The sequence below is a fragment of the Perlucidibaca aquatica genome (assembly GCF_001676655.1).
Taxonomy (GTDB): domain Bacteria; phylum Pseudomonadota; class Gammaproteobacteria; order Pseudomonadales; family Moraxellaceae; genus Perlucidibaca; species Perlucidibaca aquatica.
Genome location: NZ_LZDB01000001.1, coordinates 295404 through 311691 on the forward strand (window position 1 = coordinate 295404; position 16288 = coordinate 311691).

Below are 16288 nucleotides of genomic sequence, written 5' to 3' on the forward strand. Positions count from 1 at the left end.
AGATACTTTCTCTCCACACCTACGGACCGGTTGAGGGCGACGCACGACCTGAGGCTTAAACACCGCTAGCTGCAGTGTTGCCCACAAATGCTTGCATACAAAAAGGGGTTTATCTGTTTTGAGCGCATCTTAGCGCGCAAAACAGATAAACCCCTTTTTGCTATCCACACATCAGATAAGGCGAGAAAGCGACTCCCGGAACCACTCTGGCATGGCCGTCTTGCGACCCGTTTGCGGGCTCACGCAGACTTGGATGGTCTCGGCCTCGGCGGCAACGCGCTGCAGGCTTTCGCTAAACAGGGCGTAGTGAAAACGTACGCGGTCTTCGCCAATTAGCTCAGCACGCACGCCAATATGCAGGGTATCTGGATACACCACTGGTGCTTTATAGCGGCAATGCGCGTCAGCAATTACCAGGCCCGTACCTTCCTCAAACAGCCGCGGGAAAATACCCATCGATTCCATCATCGTCAGGCGCGTGTTTTCCAGATACTTAAAATAGACCACGTTATTAACATGGCCCAGCGCATCCATATCGCCCCAATGCACTTTGGTCGGAGCAATATAAGCATAAGCCGCAGCCAACGCCGTTAACGAAGTAGGGCCACTGGAGGGGCGTATTGGGTTTGAACTCATTTCTCTGGAACCCAACCTTTGGGGCGCTCGTAATCATCGCCACTGAGGAACTTTTCAAGCTGCTCTTCAAGGAACTGACGCGCGCTGGGTTCCATGACCTTCAAATGATTTTCGTTAATAAGCATGGTTTGGTGTTTTAACCACTGCATCCAAGCTTCTTTAGAGACGGTATCGAAAATGGCTTGGCCCTTAGCGCCGGGAAAGGGAGGAAAGGCTAGGCCCTCAAGTTCTTGTTTCAATTTTCGGCAATGCACCAATCGCGTCATTTTTCGCTCTCCAGTTGCGCTTGCAAGCGTTGTAATAGCTGTTGGACGGGGGTCGGCAAACCCAGTGCAGGGAGTGCCGCCGGTGGGGGCGCCAGTGTAACCCACTGGCCAGAGGCCTCGTTAACGACGGGCGTTTTATCCTGGCTCACACGTTCGATGGCGGGATGTATATGCAGTCGAAAATGACTGAAGACATGCCAAAACGCCGGCCACTGCTCAACGGCGTTGGCTAATGGCGCATCCAGCGTTTGCTCAGGGAAGCCCCACAACCCACCCCAAATGCCGACCGCAGGGCGCTGCTCTAACCAAACTTGGCCTTGCTCATTGAGCCGAATCAAAAACCGGACTGACTTTTCTGGCACCGCAGACTTACGTTTTTTCTGAGGAAATTGCGTCGGGTTCCCGCTGTGTAGGCCTTTGCAGCTGTCTTGCAAAGGGCAAATAGCGCAAGCCGGCTTGCTGCGTGTACACAGCGTCGCGCCCAAATCCATCATGGCTTGGTTGTAGTTGTCGGTGCGTTGTAACGGTGTGAAAGCCTCTGCCACCGCCCAAAACTGCTTCAGTACGTCAGCTTTGGCAGGGTCGCCTGCCAGCGCTTCGTGCCGAGCAAGAACTCGCTTCACATTACCGTCGAGGATGGCGGCAGGCAGGCCATGACCAAGTGAGCGTATCGCGCCTGCCGTGGAGCGGCCGATGCCGGGCAAGGTGCACAAGTCATCCACCGTTTCTGGCAATGCCCCACCATATTCTGAAACGGCCAGACGCGCCGCCTTATGCAGGTTTCGCCCACGGGCGTAATAGCCCAGGCCCGTCCATAAATGAAGCACATCATCTAAGGGGGCTTGGGCGAGATCCATCAGGGTGGGGAAGCGCTGCATAAAGCGTTCGAAGTAGGGGATAACCGTAGCCACCTGCGTCTGCTGCAGCATGATCTCGGAGACCCAGACGCGATAGGGCGTAACGGCCTGCTGCCACGGCAAATCCTTGCGGCCGTGGCAGTCGAACCAATCCAGTACGCGCGTTGCGAATTCAGCGTTTGAAGAGGTCAAAGATCTGCTTCACGGCTTCTTGCTGTTGCGGGTTGAGTTTCTCACCCAGCTTCTCGTTGAGCTTGGTTTCAAGCTTGGCTTTGCCCTTATCCACTTCTTCGTTCAGACGGGCTTGAGCCATCTGCGCGACAAGTCCTTGCATGCCCTGCTGGTCTAGGCCGCACAGTGTGGCCAGACTGCCCTTGAGATTGCCATTACAGCGAACTGGGATCTGATAATCCGCCATTTTCGCGTACTTAGCGCCCCAGTACTTCTTGTCGAGCTTAAGCTGGAATCGGTAGTCCACATCTTGAGTGACCAAGTTATAGGTACCGTTGCCGCCGACCTGAATGTCCTTGAGATCGGCTTTCATGGACTTGTTGCTGACTACGCCCTGATTCAGGCTAGTCTCGCCCAACATGCTGACGATTTCAGTGTCTCGCACTTTGCTTTTTAGGGTCGCAACATCTCGGCCGGTCAATGCCGGCAGCAGCGCTTGATACTGACCCAAGGCATTAAACAGCGCATCGGTGACATTCACGCCCTTAATCAAGCCGTTATCTAAACGCAGGGTGTTCGGGCCTTGGGCGCTTTTGATCCACGCATCAGCATCGTTGCCGACCACTTTCACCGAGCCGTTGAAGTTCATGCGGCCGGTGAATACATCCTTCTTCAATGCCGATTTAGCGATAGGGCCAAGATCAATATTCTGGATGTTTGGACTGAGATTGACCACCGGCTGGGCGCCACGCACATCAATAGTGGCGGGCACGCTGAAGCTGCCGTTATAAATGCTGCCGCGCAGCTCGCTGACATTCACCACACCGCCTCGCGCCGTAGCTGCCACGCGGAACTGCCGGATGGGGTAGGTCATGATGTCGAGAGCTCCGGCACTCAGGGCCACATCAATATTTTGACTGCGCAACAAGCCTACCGGCAGCAAGCCAGCCACCGCTTTCTTGGTCGTTTCGGCATCGGCCTTAGCAGCGGAAGGCGCAGCAGATGGCGGCAAATAATTGTCAGCATTGATTTGGTCGAGATTTAAGCGCGCATAGAGTCTAGCCTTAGGTAGTTCACGCACACCCGCCTCGCCGGTGATATTGCTGCCATCCAGCGCGATTCGCAGATTACTCGCCAGCACCTGGGTTTCATTACCAGAAATCGCTGAGCTGATGCTGACACGCTGAAGCACGTTCGCACTTTTTGTGACTGGCGCCGCCATGCCTAACGTTGCCATGAGCTGTCGCGGATTGAAGGTGTTGGTCTGCAGCGAACCATTGATGCTCATGCCCTTGCTGATCGGGCTGGCGCCACTCGCCAGCGCCGGCAGCTTCACTGCGACCTGACTGTCGACCCGAACACCGGCCAGCTGAGCTACTAACGATGACAGTCGCACATCGCCTGTCTTCCAATTAGCTTCCAGTGCCGTATTGACCGACACCGGCAGGGCTTTCGGCAATGACGTGTCTGCCAAAGTGGCATTGATGCTTAGCTTGGGCAGGCTGGCCTGACCACTGGCCAAATTAACCTGGCCTTGCGTGGTCAATTTGGCGGTGATCGGCGCAGGACGGCCAGCATCCTGGTACTGCGCATCCAGCGAAATACCGCTGAGCTGAATAATTTGCTTGGCAAGATCGGCATTGATATTGCCGGCGAATTTCAGTGTGGCTGGTTGCTTCAGTTTGGCATCGCGATAATCCACCGCCAGCGTCAACGCTTTCACCAGATGCTGCTGTGCCGGCAAATCCAGCTTAACTTCCTCTGCTTTGGCAACGATATCTACTGGCGCTGGCAGAGCATTGCCGCTGAGTTGGCTGCTCACGCTGAGCCCACTCAGCACATGCTGTTTGGCGTCAAGATTGAGCGCAACCGTCGTTTCAATTTGATTATCCGCCTGCAAAACTTTCCCGGCGGCATCTTTTTGTGCGAACTGGAATTGCGCCTTAATGGGGAACGCTTTATCGGGATCAATATCGTGAGCCTGCACAGCGACTTTCGATACCACGCGCGTCACGCCAGCCTTCTCATCGACAAGCGTCAGCTGTGTATTTTTCACATCCAGCGTTTCAATCTCAAAAGCGACCTTTTTCGATTCTTCTTCTTCCGGGCTCTTCAGCTTTTCCAGCAAGTGGTCCCAGCTAGTCTTGCCATCAGCGTACTGCACGAAGCGCACCACGGCGCCATCCAGCAGCACGGCATTGACATTGACCTTGCCAGCCAACAACGGCATAAGCTGCACCGACACCGCCGCTTCTTGCACCGCAACCAAGGTTTCTTTTAGCTGGGGGTCAGTTAGCGTGGTCTGACCTAATTTAATGCCGATATTTGGATAGAGTTGCCAAGCCAGTTTCCCGGTCAACGCCATATCCATGTCGGTTTTCTTTTTCACGGCCGACGCCAATTCCTGCTTATAGTCATTGGGATCAAGTACCAACACGATGTACGCCGCCAGCGCCGATACCGACAGCAATAGCGCGCCAAAAACCCCTGCGACGACCTTCAAAATGCGTTTCATGACCTGATCCCTCATACGTGTGCGTGAAATGTAGCGCGCCCATTGTTTATTTGACAGCTGGCGCTCGAAACATGAGAATAATTCTCATCTTTACTTAGAGTTCCTGTGTCCGTGCGCCTGTCTGATCTGCCTCGCTACACCACTGCCACTGTGCAGCGCGTGGAAGCTGCTTATAGCAACGATGCCATCGCTCAGCGCCTGGCAGACCTTGGCTTTGTACCGGGTGAATCTGTACGTCTCACGGCTACCGGTCCGGTAGGCCAAGACCCTATATTGGTCCAAATTGGCTTTACCCGTTTCGCGTTACGTCGCACAGAGGCCGATCGCGTACTGGTGGAGATCAACGCATGAGTGGCGATCTCGCGCACCGCGTCGCCCTAGTTGGCAACCCGAACTGTGGCAAAACCTCGCTGTTTAACCAGTTAACAGGCACGCGTCAGAAAGTCGCAAACTATGCCGGCGTCACCGTTGAGCGCAAGGAAGGCCGCGCCATTCTGCCTTCAGGTCGCTCATTACATGTTCTGGATCTGCCCGGCGCCTACAGCCTCACCAGCACCAGCCCGGACGAGGCTATTACCCGTGCCATCTGCTTAGGTGAACAGGCTGGCGAAGCACCGCCGGATCTGATTGTTTGCGTGGCAGATGCCACCAACCTGCGCTTACATTTGCGCTTTGTGCTGGAAGTTCAACGCTTGGGCCGCCCCATGCTGCTCGTGTTGAACATGATGGATGCCGCCAAGCGTCGTGGTATCCGCATTAATACAGAACAGCTCTCCCGCGATCTCGGCGTGCAAGTCGTGGAATGCATTGCTGTTCGTCATGACGGCATCGCAGCCGTTTCGGCAGCGCTGGATCAATCCTTACCCACCGTCGCGCCAGCGGTACTTGCGGCCGATGCCGACCTGCATGCAGAGGTCCGTCGCTTGCTTTCCACCAGCGTGGTCATGCCCACCGATACCGACGCTCGCGATGACACGCTTGATCGCGTACTACTACATCCAGTCTTTGGCCTAGTTTGGCTGGCCCTCATCATGTTCTTTATTTTTCAGGCCGTGTTCTCTTGGGCCGAACCGTTCATGAACGGCATAGAACTCGGCATCGCAGCTTTGGGCCAGGCCACCACCGAGTGGATACCCCCAGGCATTCTGCACAGCCTAGTGAATGACGGAATTTTCGCCGGAGTAGGCGGAGTGCTGGTGTTCCTGCCGCAGATTTTGATCTTGTTCTTCTTCATTTTAATGCTGGAAGAATCAGGCTACTTACCGCGAGCAGCCTTCTTGCTTGACCATCTCATGCACAAAGCGGGTCTTACTGGACGTGCCTTTATTCCACTGCTGTCGAGCTTTGCCTGCGCTGTGCCCGGCATCATGGCCACGCGCAGCATTTCTGACCCACGCGACCGCTTCACCACCATCATGGTGGCACCGCTGATGACCTGCTCGGCGCGATTACCCGTATATACGCTACTCATTGCCGCATTCATTCCATCGCAAACCATTGCCGGCCTGTTTAACCTGCAAGGCATCGTCTTGTTTCTGCTGTATTTCGGCGGCATCGTTAGTGCCTTGCTCGTAGCCACTGCCATGAAATGGCTACAGAAAGACCGAAGCGAGCACGCCTTGCTGATGGAGCTTCCAAGCTATCGCCTGCCTGACCCCAAGAGCTTACTGATTGGCCTGAAAGAACGCGCCATGATTTTCATTAAGCGCGTCGGCGGCATCATTCTCGCAGTGACGATACTGCTGTGGTTCATGGCAACGTTCCCATACCCACCGGAAGGCGCAACCCTACCCGCCATTAATTACAGCTTCGCCGGCCAGCTAGGCGCGCTCTTGGCGCATGTTTTTGCCCCCATCGGCTTTGGCTGGGAAATCTCCATTGCGCTGGTGCCAGGTCTCGCCGCTCGTGAAGTCGCCGTAGCCGCACTGGGAACGGTCTATGCCATCTCGGGTAATGAAGAACTGGTGGCCAACCAACTCGGCTCGCTAATTGCGGCACAGTGGACTCTGCCCACAGCGCTATCGCTGCTGGTCTGGTTTATTTTTGCGCCTCAGTGTTTATCCACCCTCGCCACGGTGCGTCGCGAAACCGGCTCTTGGAAAGTGGTCGGCATCATGACTGGCTACCTCTTTGGACTGGCCTATTTGGCCTCGTTCATTACCTATCGCTTAGCGTTGTATTTCTCATGAGCGCTAACGTGGTCATTCAGTGGTTAATTGTGGCTTGCCTACTGGCTTGGAGCCTGTGGCGCGTACTGACTCTGTTCACTCCCAATCGTCCTAACGGTTCTTCCTCAAATGCGGGCTGCGGGAGTGGCTGTAACACCTGTGGGGCTTGTACGCCTACCGAAAGCGCCGAACAACCTGTGCAATGGCGTAAGCCGTCCTAATATCATTAGGCTAATCGCCTACGCGCACATAATTTCCCTGCTCGTCGCAAATACCCCTAAAGCCCACACCAAAGGCCTGAAAGCCTAAACGAGGCCAGTCGGCACGATAGTCGCGACTGTCATGGTGATGACCATGAAAACTAGCTTTCACACCTAAGTGTTGCGCGAGCTCATCCAGCGCTGAAAAACCGTGTGGATGTGCGCTGGGCGCCTCATGCGTCACCAGAATATCCGCACGATGTGTGGCCAACTGAGCCAAAGCTAATGGAAAAATGGTGCTGCGATGCTTGAGCGGCAGGCCGTTACGCCAGTGATCACGCTCGGGCAAAGCGGCCAACAAAGCTGCCTCACTAACGAAGCGCCAAGGAGTCGGCGGAAACCATACTTGGCCGCGAAAGACGCCGCCAAGTCCGGCAACACGTTGCCCAGCAATCTCAACCACGCGACCGTGCAAATTACGATCAGCCCAAGGCCCAGTGAATAAATTGTCGTAGTGAGTCACGCTGCCGGTATCGTGATTACCGTGGATAAACCAAACCTGGGTCAGCGCATCCAGCTCGGCTAGTTGAAGATGCAAGGGCAAATCCGTCTGAATATCCCCGAGCAAAATAATGGCCGATGGCTGCTGAGCCCGCACGGCATCAATCAGATGACCAAAGCCTCCGTGCGTATCGCCACAGAACCAAATTTTAGCGCTCGTCATAACGCGCTCCTGCTTTTATTGGCTTCTGCTGTTGTCGGTACTGAGAAGGCGTCATTCCCTGCCAGCGCTTGAACGCCAAGGTGAAGCTGCGCCGCTCATTAAAACCCAATTTCAGCGCAATACTTTCAATGTCCAACGCGGGGTCTCGCAGCATGACCGTCGCACGCTCAAAGCGCGCCTGCGAAAGTAATGCCGCATAGCTTGTACCCGCCGCCTGCAATTCACGCTGTAGTCGTCGGGGGTGACACTGCATGGCCGCCGCTAATCCGGGCAAGCCTTCACTGAGTAAGGACAATCGCTGTTGTAATAATTGTTCCGCCTGCATGTGTACCGTTTGGCTAATCCCATTCCCCAAGATTTTCACTCGCACCGTTTCCTCAGCGCGCTCGAAGGCCTGTGGCAGGCTGCCAGGCAAAGGCTGTTCAAATTGACTCACATGGCCTATCAGCACGTTTTCGTTGGCGTTAAAAATAACCGGGCAGCCAAAGTAGGCCTCATACACCGCCGTCTCGCCAGCGGGATCATGAGCAAAATGAATGCGCTCCACTAAGGGTAAGCTCGGTGCAATGCGTTTGGCTAACCGCAGAGTTACCGCGGACATCAATTCAATTAATAAGGGATGATCCTTTAAACGAGGATCCACTGACTGAACGGTGGGGCGAATATACATATAGCCTTGCGTTTCCGCTTCAGTAAAGGCGAAATCCGGATGCAGTACTTCAGGTACCCAGTGCAAAAGCTGAAGCAGCTGCCTAAGATCATGGGCACTCGCTAATAGTGCAGAAATAGCCGGTTGATCATCAAAATTAAACGCGTCTGCTAACGCAAACACAAAGCGCTGCTTGCTGGATCTTGCCTCTAGCTGTTCAAACAACGTCACCAAAATATTGAGCGGAAAGCGTTCTGCGCGCCCCTCGCGGGTATGCACCCCCATGTTTAGCGCAACCAATACCGCACGCAAATCACTGCCACTGCGTGCAGCTGCTTGCGTCAGAATACTGACAAAGTGCAACCCAATCTCATTCGCCATGCTGTCGTCTGTTTATCCATTCTTGTCGCGTATTTATCCATAACATAACCTCGTGAGCCATACCATGATTTCCAGCCCAATGGCTTAGGAGCACTCATCATGGCAAAGCCCGAATACCAAGAAGATATCGTTGTTCGTAAGAACCTAGACTTTCAGTTAGATGCCGATGACATTCCGCGCTACTGGATGGCAGGTGATGCCTTCAAAACACGCGTTTTCGATGCCGTACAGTCGACCTTTCCGGATGGCGAGCGGTATTTCATTTCTGCCGTACGGGCTTTCCGTGACCGCATCACCGACCCCGTGCTGCTGCAAGCCGTTAAGGACTTTTCCATGCAGGAAGGTCAGCATGGGCAAGTACACACCAGCTATAACGAGCGCTTACGTCGTCAAGGGATCTCCATTGATGGTTTCACGCGCCATACCAAAGAGATCACGGAAAATCGCTTACAGACGCTCTCCGCTGAGTACAACATCGCCATGACCGCGGCCTTAGAACATTTCACCGCCATGATGGCGGATTTGTTTTTTGCTGAAAAAGACATGTTGGAAGGCGCCGACTCGCGGGTGCGCGCCATGTTTGCTTGGCATGCCATTGAAGAAATGGAGCACAAAGCCGTGGCCTTTGATGTGATGCAGAAAGTGGCGAATGTCGGCTATGGCCTTCGCGTCACGGCCATGACTCACGCCACTTTAGGTTTCAGTCTCTACACCGTGATTGCACCGTGGCATATGTTAAAGATGGATGGCTACTCCACGCGTGAACGCCTGACGATGTATGCCAAGGGCTTGCCTTGGTTAGTCGGTCCACGCAAAGGCGTTTTGGGACGGCTCTTGCCCATGATCGGCAGCTATTACAAGCCGGGCTTTCACCCGAATCACATTCCTACCGTACACAACTACCGTGCATGGTTGGATGCGTTTGTGGCGACGGGCGATCCGATGCTGGCAGCTGATGCGATGCATCGTGCGGCAGCCTAAGTGGGTCTAGGACTCAACGAAAAAGTTGGAGCGGGCGATGGGAATCGAACCCACGGCTCTAGCTTGGGAAGCTAGGGTATTACCATTATACGACGCCCGCGTAACGCAGGCCGGCATTGTAACCAGCGCCGGCCTGTCCACAACGACTTTTCAGTAAATTTGTCAGCTATCCAGCGCTGAATAATCTTGCGCTGAGAGCACCCGCCGTCCCGAAGCATTCTCGAGCTCGCGCATATCATGGGCCAGTCGCTGTAACACGCCGCGCCCGCGTGTGGCGGGGTGAATCCCAAAGTGCAGTAATTGCCGCCCTTGCGTATCGCCACAGGCCCAAGCACCTGCCACTGGCTTATCGTTGAACCAGCCGATATAGAGCGTGGCGCCGCTATCCAACGGGAGTAAAGGCACTTCCGGTTCGAATTTTTGCATGCGTTGCTGCAAGTCAGCATCTAGGGGCAGGGCGTGAGCACGGGTTATGACTGGCATGATGACTCCTGAGTAATCACCGGAGTGTACCTAGGTCGGCCCCAGTGCGGCTATAATCGCCGCTTCCAATATAGCCGGCGACAAGCCGATGGGGTTCAGCATGACCGCACGCAGCGCGGAAGTGGTTCGTAATACGAAGGAAACAAAGATTCGCGCCGCCGTGAATCTCGACGGTACCGGCCAAGGCGACCTGCGTACCGGCATGGCGTTTCTCGATCACATGCTGGATCAGGTGGTGCGTCACGGCCTCATCGACATCACCCTGGTCTGCGAGGGCGATCACCACATCGATGACCACCACAGCGCCGAGGATTGCGGCATCACGCTAGGTCAGGCGTTCGCACAAGCGGTCGGCGACAAGACCGGCATCCGTCGTTACGGCCACGCGTATGTGCCGCTGGACGAGGCGCTGTCGCGCGTGGTCATCGACCTGTCTGGCCGCCCCGGTCTGGAGATGCACTGCGAGTTCACGCGCAGCCACATCGGTCAGTTCGACGTGGACCTGTTCTACGAATTCTTCCAGGGTTTCGTGAATCACGCCAACGTCACGCTGCACCTCGACAACCTGCGCGGTCGCAATTCGCACCATCAGGCCGAGACGCTGTTCAAGGCCTTCGGTCGCGCGCTGCGCATGGCGGTTGAAGTCGATCCGCGCATGGCCGGCCAGATGCCGTCGACCAAAGGCTCTTTATAATGAGCGTCGCGCTGTGACCTCAGTAGCAGTCCTCGATTACGGCATGGGCAACCTGCACTCCGTCGCGAAAGCGCTGGAGCAGGTGGGCGCATCCCGCGTCACGGTAACGGATGATCCGGCGGTGATTCGCGCGGCCGATCGCATCGTGCTGCCCGGTCAGGGCGCGATGCGCGACTGCATGGCGGAGATGCAGCGTCATGGCATCGACAGCGTGGTGCGCGAGCTGGTGCAGCAGAAGCCGCTGCTCGGCATCTGCGTCGGCATGCAAGCACTGCTCGGTCGCTCGGATGAAAATGGCGGGGTCGATGGCCTCGGCATCTATCCCGGCAGCGTGCGTTTTTTCAGCGGTGTGCCGGCGGTGCGCGAGCAGCGTCTGAAAGTGCCGCACATGGGCTGGAACAATGTCCGCCAATCGCAACAACACGCGCTCTGGGACGGCATTGCCGACGGCTCGCGTTTCTATTTCGTGCACAGCTATTACTGCGTGCCTGAGCGCCCCGAACTGAGCGCCGGCGAGTGCGAGTACGGTCTGCCGTTCTCCTGCGCCATCGCCGAGGGCAATCTGTTTGCCGTGCAGTTCCACCCGGAAAAGAGCGCGAAAGACGGCCTGCGTCTGCTACACAACTTTCTCAACTGGAGACCCTGATGCTGATCATCCCCGCCATCGACCTGAAAGACGGTGCCTGCGTTCGCCTCAAGCAAGGCCGCATGGAAGACGACACCGTATTCTCGGATGACCCCATCGGCGTGGCAGCACAGTGGGTTGAGCAGGGCGCACGCCGTCTGCATTTGGTCGACCTGAACGGCGCCTTTGCCGGCGAGCCAGTAAATGGCGAAATCGTGCGTGCCATTGCTACGCGTTGGCCGCAATTGCCGGTGCAAATTGGCGGCGGCATTCGCTCGCTGGAAACCATCGAAGCCTATGTTCGTGCCGGCGTGTCGTATGTGATTCTCGGCACCAAAGCCGTGAAAGAGCCGAGCTTCGTACGGGATGCTTGCAAGGCATTCCCGGGCCGCGTCATTGTCGGGATTGATGCCAAAGATGGCTGGGTTGCCACCGATGGCTGGGCCGAAGTGTCCAGCGTGCAGGCGGTTGATCTGGCGCGTCAGTTCAAGGCCGATGGCATCAGCGCCATTGTCTACACCGACATCGCCCGCGACGGCATGATGCAGGGCGTCAATGTCGAAGCCACCGCAAAGCTGGCGCGCGACTCCGGCCTGCCCATCATCGCCTCCGGTGGCGTCACCAATCTCGATGACATTCGCGGCTTGCTGCGCGTGCGTGGCGATGGCGTCATTGGCACCATCACCGGTCGCGCCATTTATGAAGGCACGCTGGATCTGGCCGAGGCGCAGGCGCTGGCTGACGCCTAAGTCAGTCACGCCATGAGTTAAGCGCAGTGCGTCATGAATCGCATTCCCCTGCGACCTGCCGACATTGATCGACTTGAAACCTGGCATCGTTACCACAAGGGTCTCTGTAACGATTGCCGGGCTAGCTGCTGCACACTGCCGGTAGAAGTACGACTTGATGACCTGATCCGCCTCGGTGTGGTCGATGAGTTTGAGCGGGGAGAGCCGATTCGGCTCATCGCGCGTCGGCTGGAAAAGGCTCGAATCATCGGGCACTTCAGCCACAAACAGGAAGTCTTCACGCTCGCGCAACGCAGCAACGGCGACTGTCTCTATCTGCATGCGACGACGCGCCGCTGCACCGTCTATGAACGTCGCCCAAATACCTGCCGGCAGCATCCGAAGGTGGGGCCTAAGCCCGGCTTCTGTGCTTATCGTTCGGCAAAATAGCAAGCTTCGGAGTGCAGGGCCGTCAGGGGCTGGCTACAGTCAGCCCTATCAATGTATGACTGCGAGAGCCAGATCATGACCAGCCGTGCCAAGCTTGCCGAACACCACGGACAAAAAATCACGGAGGCCTGCCGCCTGATCGAGACGGCAGAAACTTCGCCAACGCTGGATGCGCTGGCGGCGCATGTGGGCGTCAGTGCCTGGCACTTTCATCGGCTGTTCAAGGCCGCGACGGGCGTAACGCCGAAAGCTTATGCGCGCGGGCATCGTGCCGAACATATGCGTACCGAGCTGGCTCGCCAGCCCACCATTACGGATGCCCTGCACGAGGCCGGCTATGGCTCTAGCGGCCGTTTCTACGAGCAAGCCGATGCCGTGCTCGGCATGACCCCATCAGCCTGGCGCGCAGGCGGCATCAATACCGATATTCAGTTTGCCGTGGGCGCGTGCTCGCTGGGTGCCATTCTGGTCGCGGAAAGCTGCCGGGGCATCTGCTCGATTCTGCTGGGCGATGACCCTGAACGACTGCTGCAGGATTTGCAGGACAGGTTTCCGCAGGCGCAGCTGCTCGGTGGCGATGCTGCCTTCGAGCGGCGCATCGCGCAGGTGGTCGGCTTTGTCGAAGCGCCGGCGATTGGCCTCGATCTGCCGCTGGATATCCGTGGCACCGCGTTTCAGCAGCGCGTCTGGCAGGCTCTGCGCGCCATTCCGGCTGGCCGTACGCTGAGTTACAGCGAGCTGGCGGCCGCCATCGGATCGCCCCGGGCCGTGCGCGCCGTCGCCAGTGCCTGTGCGGCAAATGCGCTGGCGGTGGTCATCCCCTGTCATCGCATCATTAGGCAGGATGGCGCACTTTCGGGCTATCGCTGGGGCATTGAGCGCAAGCGCGAGCTGCTGGCGCGCGAAGCCCGGTCGTGAACATGATCGACGATCTCTTTGGCGAACCCGTCCGCCGGGACCATGAAGCGCTGGGGCCTGGCGCGGTTCTTCTGCATGGCTTTGCGCTGACGGAGGCCGGGGCTGTACTGGACGCCGTCCACGCCGTCACGATCGAAGCAGCTCTGCGCCATCTGATCACGCCCGGCGGCTTTCGCATGTCAGTGGCCATCACCAACTGCGGCCGTCTCGGCTGGATATCTGACCGCAAGGGTTATCGCTATAGCGAGCTCGATCCTGAAACGGGGCAGCCTTGGCCAGCATTGCCGGATGCACTGCTGGCACTGGCGCAATCCGCAGCCGCTGTGGCCGGCTACGCTCACTTCACGCCCGATACCTGCCTGATTAATCGCTATGTGCCGGGCGCACGCATGACGCTGCATCAGGATCGCAACGAGAAGGACTTCAGCCAGCCCATCGTGTCGGTGTCGCTGGGCTTGCCGGCGATGTTTCAGCTGGGCGGGATGCAACGCAGCGACAAACCCTTGCGCGTGCCGTTACAGCATGGCGATGTGCTGGTCTGGGGCGGGCCATCGCGCCTGCGTTTTCACGGGGTATTGCCGCTGAAAGCAGGACAGCACGAAGTGCTGGGCGAACAGCGCATCAATCTCACATTTCGATGTGCGGGTTAGGTCAGGCGACTATGCCGCCGACTGCCCTTGGTGCGTCAGGTCACCACGGCCAGCCAGCAGACCCGCAACACTGATATCTTCATCAAGCTCGTCCCAGTGCAAACCATTGCCAGATGCGCTGATAAAATACTGGGCGAGCTGCTCTTTTCTGGCCGCCATCAAGCGCGGGAACCATGCCAGCGGCACGCCCAAAGTACGCCCATCATCAAGCTCAACCCACATGGTGTGTTCGTCGAACCGAAGCTCTTTAGCTGCCAAAGTGCTCATTCCAAGCCCTCTCAATTTGCTCTCGATGATCTGCAACTACTGCCATCATCTCACTCAAAGTACGCCTGTCAAAGCCAGCACTGTATGCAATACGCACCTCTGGATACATCCAGAACTTAGCTTCTCCGTTCGCACTAACCGCGTGAATATGAAGAGGCTCACGCGGATCACCTTCATTGGCGAAGAAGTGAAACCGAACTCCCTTGTATCTGAAAACAACTGGCATCGGCATTCACCTCGGAGCCTGCGCTCATTTCACAGAAGTTAGCACCTCATTCAGCCCTACGCTACCAAACTCCGCGCCACCGCCTCTGCGACCTTGATGCCATCCACACCCGCTGAAAGAATGCCGCCGGCATAGCCCGCACCTTCGCCTGCCGGGTACAAGCCTTTGGTGTTGATGCTCTGGAAGTCGTCACCCCGCTTAATGCGGATCGGCGAGGACGTACGCGTTTCGACGCCGGTGAGCACCGCGTCCTGCATGGCATAGCCACGAATCTGCTTATTGAAGGCGGGTAAGGCTTCGCGAATGGCGTCGATAGCATAAGCGGGCAGGCTGGCATCCAGCTCGCCTAAGGTAACGCCAGGCTTGTACGACGGCTGCACGCTGCCGAACTCACGCGATGGCCGCTTGGCAATGAAGTCCCCGATTAGTTGGCCCGGCGCGTTGTAGTTGCTGCCACCGAGCACGAAGGCCTGCGACTCCAGTGCGCGCTGGAAGTCGATACCAGCGAGCGGACTACCGGGATAATCCTCCGGCGAAATGCCCACCACGATGGCGCTGTTGGCGTTGCGCTCGTTACGCGAGTACTGGCTCATGCCATTGGTAACCACACGCCCTTCCTCTGAGGTCGCTGCCACCACGGTGCCTCCGGGGCACATACAGAAGCTGTAGACCGAACGGCCATTTTTGGCGTGATGCACCAGCTTGTAGTCGGCCGCGCCCAATATCGGATGACCCGCCTGCGGGCCGAAGCGGCAGCTATCAATCAGCGACTGCGGATGCTCGGCACGGAAGCCGATAGAGAACGGCTTCGCTTCGACATACACGCCTCGGTCATGAATCATCTGAAAAGTGTCTCGTGCACTGTGGCCCACCGCGAGCACCACATGGTCGCTACGGATCTGTTCGCCATCCGCCAACGTCACGCCCCGCACCTGGCCGTTCTCAATATGCAGGTCTGCTACCCGTGCGCTGAAGCGAATTTCACCGCCTAGTGCAATGATGTTTTCGCGCATCTTCTCAATCATCGTGACCAGCTTGAAGGTGCCGATGTGCGGCTTGCTCACGTAGAGAATTTCATCTGGCGCGCCTGCTTTTACAAACTCGGTCAGCACCTTACGACCATGATGCAGCGGGTCACGAATCTGGCTATAGAGCTTGCCGTCAGAGAACGTACCGGCGCCGCCCTCACCAAACTGCACATTCGATTCAGGGTGCAGCTCGCGCTTGCGCCATAAGCCCCAAGTATCTTTAGTGCGTTCACGCACGGCTTTACCGCGCTCCAGCACGATAGGGCGAAAGCCCATCTGCGCCAAAATCAGCGCCACGAATAAGCCGCAAGGGCCAAAGCCAATGACCACGGGGCGCAGGAAATCGCCTTGCGGTGCGGGCGTAACAAATTGATAAGTCGTGTCTGGTGCATGCCCAACATGGGGGTCATCCGCCAAGCGATCGAGTACGGCGGCTTCTTGAGTCAGAGACACATCGAGGCTGTAAATCAACACGATATGACCGCGCTTGCGGGCATCGTAACTGCGCTTATAGACGCTGTAGCTGACCAGCTCATGCTCGCGCACACCCAGGCGTAACAGAATCGCCGCGCGCAGCGCGTCGTCGCTATGCTCCAGTGGCAGCTTCAGGTCAGTTAATCGCAGCATGATGATTCTCGATATCTCGGGTAAAGCAGTTCGGCCAATACAGA

At 57.0% G+C, this 16288-nt stretch carries 19 protein-coding genes and 1 tRNA gene; 9 read left to right on the forward strand and 11 right to left on the reverse strand.

The window, feature by feature from the left end; all coding sequences use genetic code 11:
* Positions 1 to 171: 171 nt before the first annotated feature.
* Genes A8710_RS01455 through A8710_RS01470 form a run of 4 tightly spaced genes read right to left on the reverse strand, consistent with a single transcriptional unit; the run spans position 172 to position 4445 of the window.
* Positions 172 to 636, reverse strand: a complete 465-nt coding sequence (locus A8710_RS01455; RefSeq protein ID WP_082968585.1) for an acyl-CoA thioesterase — start codon at positions 634 to 636, stop codon at positions 172 to 174.
* Positions 633 to 902 carry an oxidative damage protection protein gene (locus A8710_RS01460; RefSeq protein WP_068857654.1) on the reverse strand — a complete coding sequence of 90 codons (270 nt, stop codon included), beginning with the start codon at positions 900 to 902 and terminating at the stop codon, positions 633 to 635. The genes A8710_RS01455 and A8710_RS01460 overlap by 4 nt, the downstream gene beginning before the upstream one ends.
* Positions 899 to 1951: an A/G-specific adenine glycosylase gene (gene mutY, locus A8710_RS01465; protein ID WP_068857655.1), complete on the reverse strand. Its 1053-nt coding sequence runs from the start codon at positions 1949 to 1951 to the stop codon at positions 899 to 901. Before mutY ends, A8710_RS01460 begins: the two co-directional genes overlap by 4 nt.
* Complete coding sequence (locus A8710_RS01470; RefSeq protein ID WP_068857656.1) at positions 1932 to 4445, reverse strand: AsmA family protein; 2514 nt, start codon at positions 4443 to 4445, stop codon at positions 1932 to 1934. The genes mutY and A8710_RS01470 overlap by 20 nt, the downstream gene beginning before the upstream one ends.
* 111 nt (positions 4446 to 4556) lie before the next feature.
* Between A8710_RS01470 and A8710_RS01475 the strand changes: the two genes are divergently transcribed.
* Together A8710_RS01475 and feoB are read left to right on the forward strand one after the other, a co-directional pair.
* Positions 4557 to 4796: a FeoA family protein gene (locus A8710_RS01475; RefSeq protein WP_068858123.1), complete on the forward strand. Its 240-nt coding sequence runs from the start codon at positions 4557 to 4559 to the stop codon at positions 4794 to 4796.
* On the forward strand, positions 4793 to 6634 hold the full coding sequence (gene feoB / locus A8710_RS01480; RefSeq protein WP_068857657.1) for a ferrous iron transporter B: 1842 nt from the start codon (positions 4793 to 4795) through the stop codon (positions 6632 to 6634). Before A8710_RS01475 ends, feoB begins: the two co-directional genes overlap by 4 nt.
* A gap of 210 nt (positions 6635 to 6844) precedes the next feature.
* Here feoB and A8710_RS01485 read toward each other — a convergent pair whose 3' ends face one another.
* Together A8710_RS01485 and A8710_RS01490 are read right to left on the reverse strand one after the other, a co-directional pair.
* The gene (locus tag A8710_RS01485) at positions 6845 to 7537 is read right to left on the reverse strand and encodes a metallophosphoesterase family protein (protein WP_068857658.1); all 693 of its coding nucleotides are present in this window, start codon (positions 7535 to 7537) and stop codon (positions 6845 to 6847) included.
* Entirely contained in the window at positions 7524 to 8567 is a 1044-nt protein-coding gene (locus A8710_RS01490) for an AraC family transcriptional regulator (RefSeq protein WP_068857659.1), read from the reverse strand. The genes A8710_RS01485 and A8710_RS01490 overlap by 14 nt, the downstream gene beginning before the upstream one ends.
* A 99-nt stretch (positions 8568 to 8666) precedes the next feature.
* On the opposite strand from A8710_RS01490, the gene A8710_RS01495 reads away from it, so the two are divergent.
* Positions 8667 to 9548 (forward strand): metal-dependent hydrolase, encoded by an 882-nt coding sequence (locus tag A8710_RS01495; protein ID WP_068857660.1) that lies wholly within the window; start codon positions 8667 to 8669, stop codon positions 9546 to 9548.
* A gap of 26 nt (positions 9549 to 9574) precedes the next feature.
* Here A8710_RS01495 and A8710_RS01500 read toward each other — a convergent pair.
* Positions 9575 to 9648, reverse strand: a tRNA-Gly gene (locus A8710_RS01500).
* A 62-nt stretch (positions 9649 to 9710) separates the two neighbouring features.
* On the reverse strand, positions 9711 to 10031 hold the full coding sequence (locus A8710_RS01505) for an acetyl-CoA sensor PanZ family protein (protein ID WP_068857661.1): 321 nt from the start codon (positions 10029 to 10031) through the stop codon (positions 9711 to 9713).
* Positions 10032 to 10131: 100 nt separating this feature from the next.
* Between A8710_RS01505 and hisB the strand changes: the two genes are divergently transcribed.
* From hisB to alkB, 6 genes are all read left to right on the forward strand, one after another.
* A complete protein-coding gene (gene hisB / locus A8710_RS01510; protein WP_068858124.1) occupies positions 10132 to 10725 on the forward strand; it encodes an imidazoleglycerol-phosphate dehydratase HisB in 594 nt (197 codons plus the stop codon).
* Positions 10726 to 10738: 13 nt separating this feature from the next.
* Positions 10739 to 11371, forward strand: a complete 633-nt coding sequence (hisH, locus tag A8710_RS01515; RefSeq protein WP_068857662.1) for an imidazole glycerol phosphate synthase subunit HisH — start codon at positions 10739 to 10741, stop codon at positions 11369 to 11371.
* Complete coding sequence (hisA, locus tag A8710_RS01520; protein WP_068857663.1) at positions 11371 to 12099, forward strand: 1-(5-phosphoribosyl)-5-[(5-phosphoribosylamino)methylideneamino]imidazole-4-carboxamide isomerase; 729 nt, start codon at positions 11371 to 11373, stop codon at positions 12097 to 12099. The genes hisH and hisA overlap by 1 nt, the downstream gene beginning before the upstream one ends.
* A 33-nt stretch (positions 12100 to 12132) precedes the next feature.
* Entirely contained in the window at positions 12133 to 12528 is a 396-nt protein-coding gene (locus A8710_RS01525) for a YkgJ family cysteine cluster protein (RefSeq protein WP_068857664.1), read from the forward strand.
* A gap of 75 nt (positions 12529 to 12603) precedes the next feature.
* Entirely contained in the window at positions 12604 to 13446 is an 843-nt protein-coding gene (gene ada, locus A8710_RS01530; protein WP_227512977.1) for a bifunctional DNA-binding transcriptional regulator/O6-methylguanine-DNA methyltransferase Ada, read from the forward strand.
* 2 nt (positions 13447 to 13448) lie between these two features.
* Positions 13449 to 14096: a DNA oxidative demethylase AlkB gene (gene alkB, locus A8710_RS01535; protein ID WP_068857666.1), complete on the forward strand. Its 648-nt coding sequence runs from the start codon at positions 13449 to 13451 to the stop codon at positions 14094 to 14096.
* Positions 14097 to 14105: 9 nt separating this feature from the next.
* On the opposite strand, the gene A8710_RS01540 is transcribed toward alkB, so the two are convergent.
* The 3 genes from A8710_RS01540 to A8710_RS01550 are packed head-to-tail and all read right to left on the reverse strand — an operon-like array spanning position 14106 to position 16244.
* Positions 14106 to 14363, reverse strand: coding sequence for a DUF2442 domain-containing protein (locus A8710_RS01540; protein ID WP_068857667.1), 258 nt, complete (start codon positions 14361 to 14363; stop codon positions 14106 to 14108).
* The gene (locus tag A8710_RS12555; RefSeq protein ID WP_406609579.1) at positions 14344 to 14595 is read right to left on the reverse strand and encodes a DUF4160 domain-containing protein; all 252 of its coding nucleotides are present in this window, start codon (positions 14593 to 14595) and stop codon (positions 14344 to 14346) included. The genes A8710_RS01540 and A8710_RS12555 overlap by 20 nt, the downstream gene beginning before the upstream one ends.
* Positions 14596 to 14645: 50 nt before the next feature.
* Complete coding sequence (locus A8710_RS01550) at positions 14646 to 16244, reverse strand: NAD(P)/FAD-dependent oxidoreductase (RefSeq protein WP_068857668.1); 1599 nt, start codon at positions 16242 to 16244, stop codon at positions 14646 to 14648.
* Positions 16245 to 16288 lie beyond the last annotated feature (44 nt).

Coding starts and splice junctions, on each gene's coding strand:
- A8710_RS01455 (WP_082968585.1), bottom strand. CDS start 636: ATGAGTTCAAACCCAATACGCCCCTCCAGTGGCCCTACTTCGTTAACG.
- A8710_RS01460 (WP_068857654.1), bottom strand. CDS start 902: ATGACGCGATTGGTGCATTGCCGAAAATTGAAACAAGAACTTGAGGGC.
- A8710_RS01470 (WP_068857656.1), bottom strand. CDS start 4,445: ATGAAACGCATTTTGAAGGTCGTCGCAGGGGTTTTTGGCGCGCTATTG.
- feoB (WP_068857657.1), top strand. CDS start 4,793: ATGAGTGGCGATCTCGCGCACCGCGTCGCCCTAGTTGGCAACCCGAAC.
- A8710_RS01485 (WP_068857658.1), bottom strand. CDS start 7,537: ATGACGAGCGCTAAAATTTGGTTCTGTGGCGATACGCACGGAGGCTTT.
- A8710_RS01490 (WP_068857659.1), bottom strand. CDS start 8,567: ATGGCGAATGAGATTGGGTTGCACTTTGTCAGTATTCTGACGCAAGCA.
- A8710_RS01495 (WP_068857660.1), top strand. CDS start 8,667: ATGGCAAAGCCCGAATACCAAGAAGATATCGTTGTTCGTAAGAACCTA.
- A8710_RS01505 (WP_068857661.1), bottom strand. CDS start 10,031: ATGCCAGTCATAACCCGTGCTCACGCCCTGCCCCTAGATGCTGACTTG.
- hisB (WP_068858124.1), top strand. CDS start 10,132: ATGACCGCACGCAGCGCGGAAGTGGTTCGTAATACGAAGGAAACAAAG.
- hisA (WP_068857663.1), top strand. CDS start 11,371: ATGCTGATCATCCCCGCCATCGACCTGAAAGACGGTGCCTGCGTTCGC.
- A8710_RS01525 (WP_068857664.1), top strand. CDS start 12,133: ATGAATCGCATTCCCCTGCGACCTGCCGACATTGATCGACTTGAAACC.
- ada (WP_227512977.1), top strand. CDS start 12,604: ATGACCAGCCGTGCCAAGCTTGCCGAACACCACGGACAAAAAATCACG.
- alkB (WP_068857666.1), top strand. CDS start 13,449: ATGATCGACGATCTCTTTGGCGAACCCGTCCGCCGGGACCATGAAGCG.
- A8710_RS01540 (WP_068857667.1), bottom strand. CDS start 14,363: ATGAGCACTTTGGCAGCTAAAGAGCTTCGGTTCGACGAACACACCATG.
- A8710_RS12555 (WP_406609579.1), bottom strand. CDS start 14,595: ATGCCGATGCCAGTTGTTTTCAGATACAAGGGAGTTCGGTTTCACTTC.
- A8710_RS01550 (WP_068857668.1), bottom strand. CDS start 16,244: ATGCTGCGATTAACTGACCTGAAGCTGCCACTGGAGCATAGCGACGAC.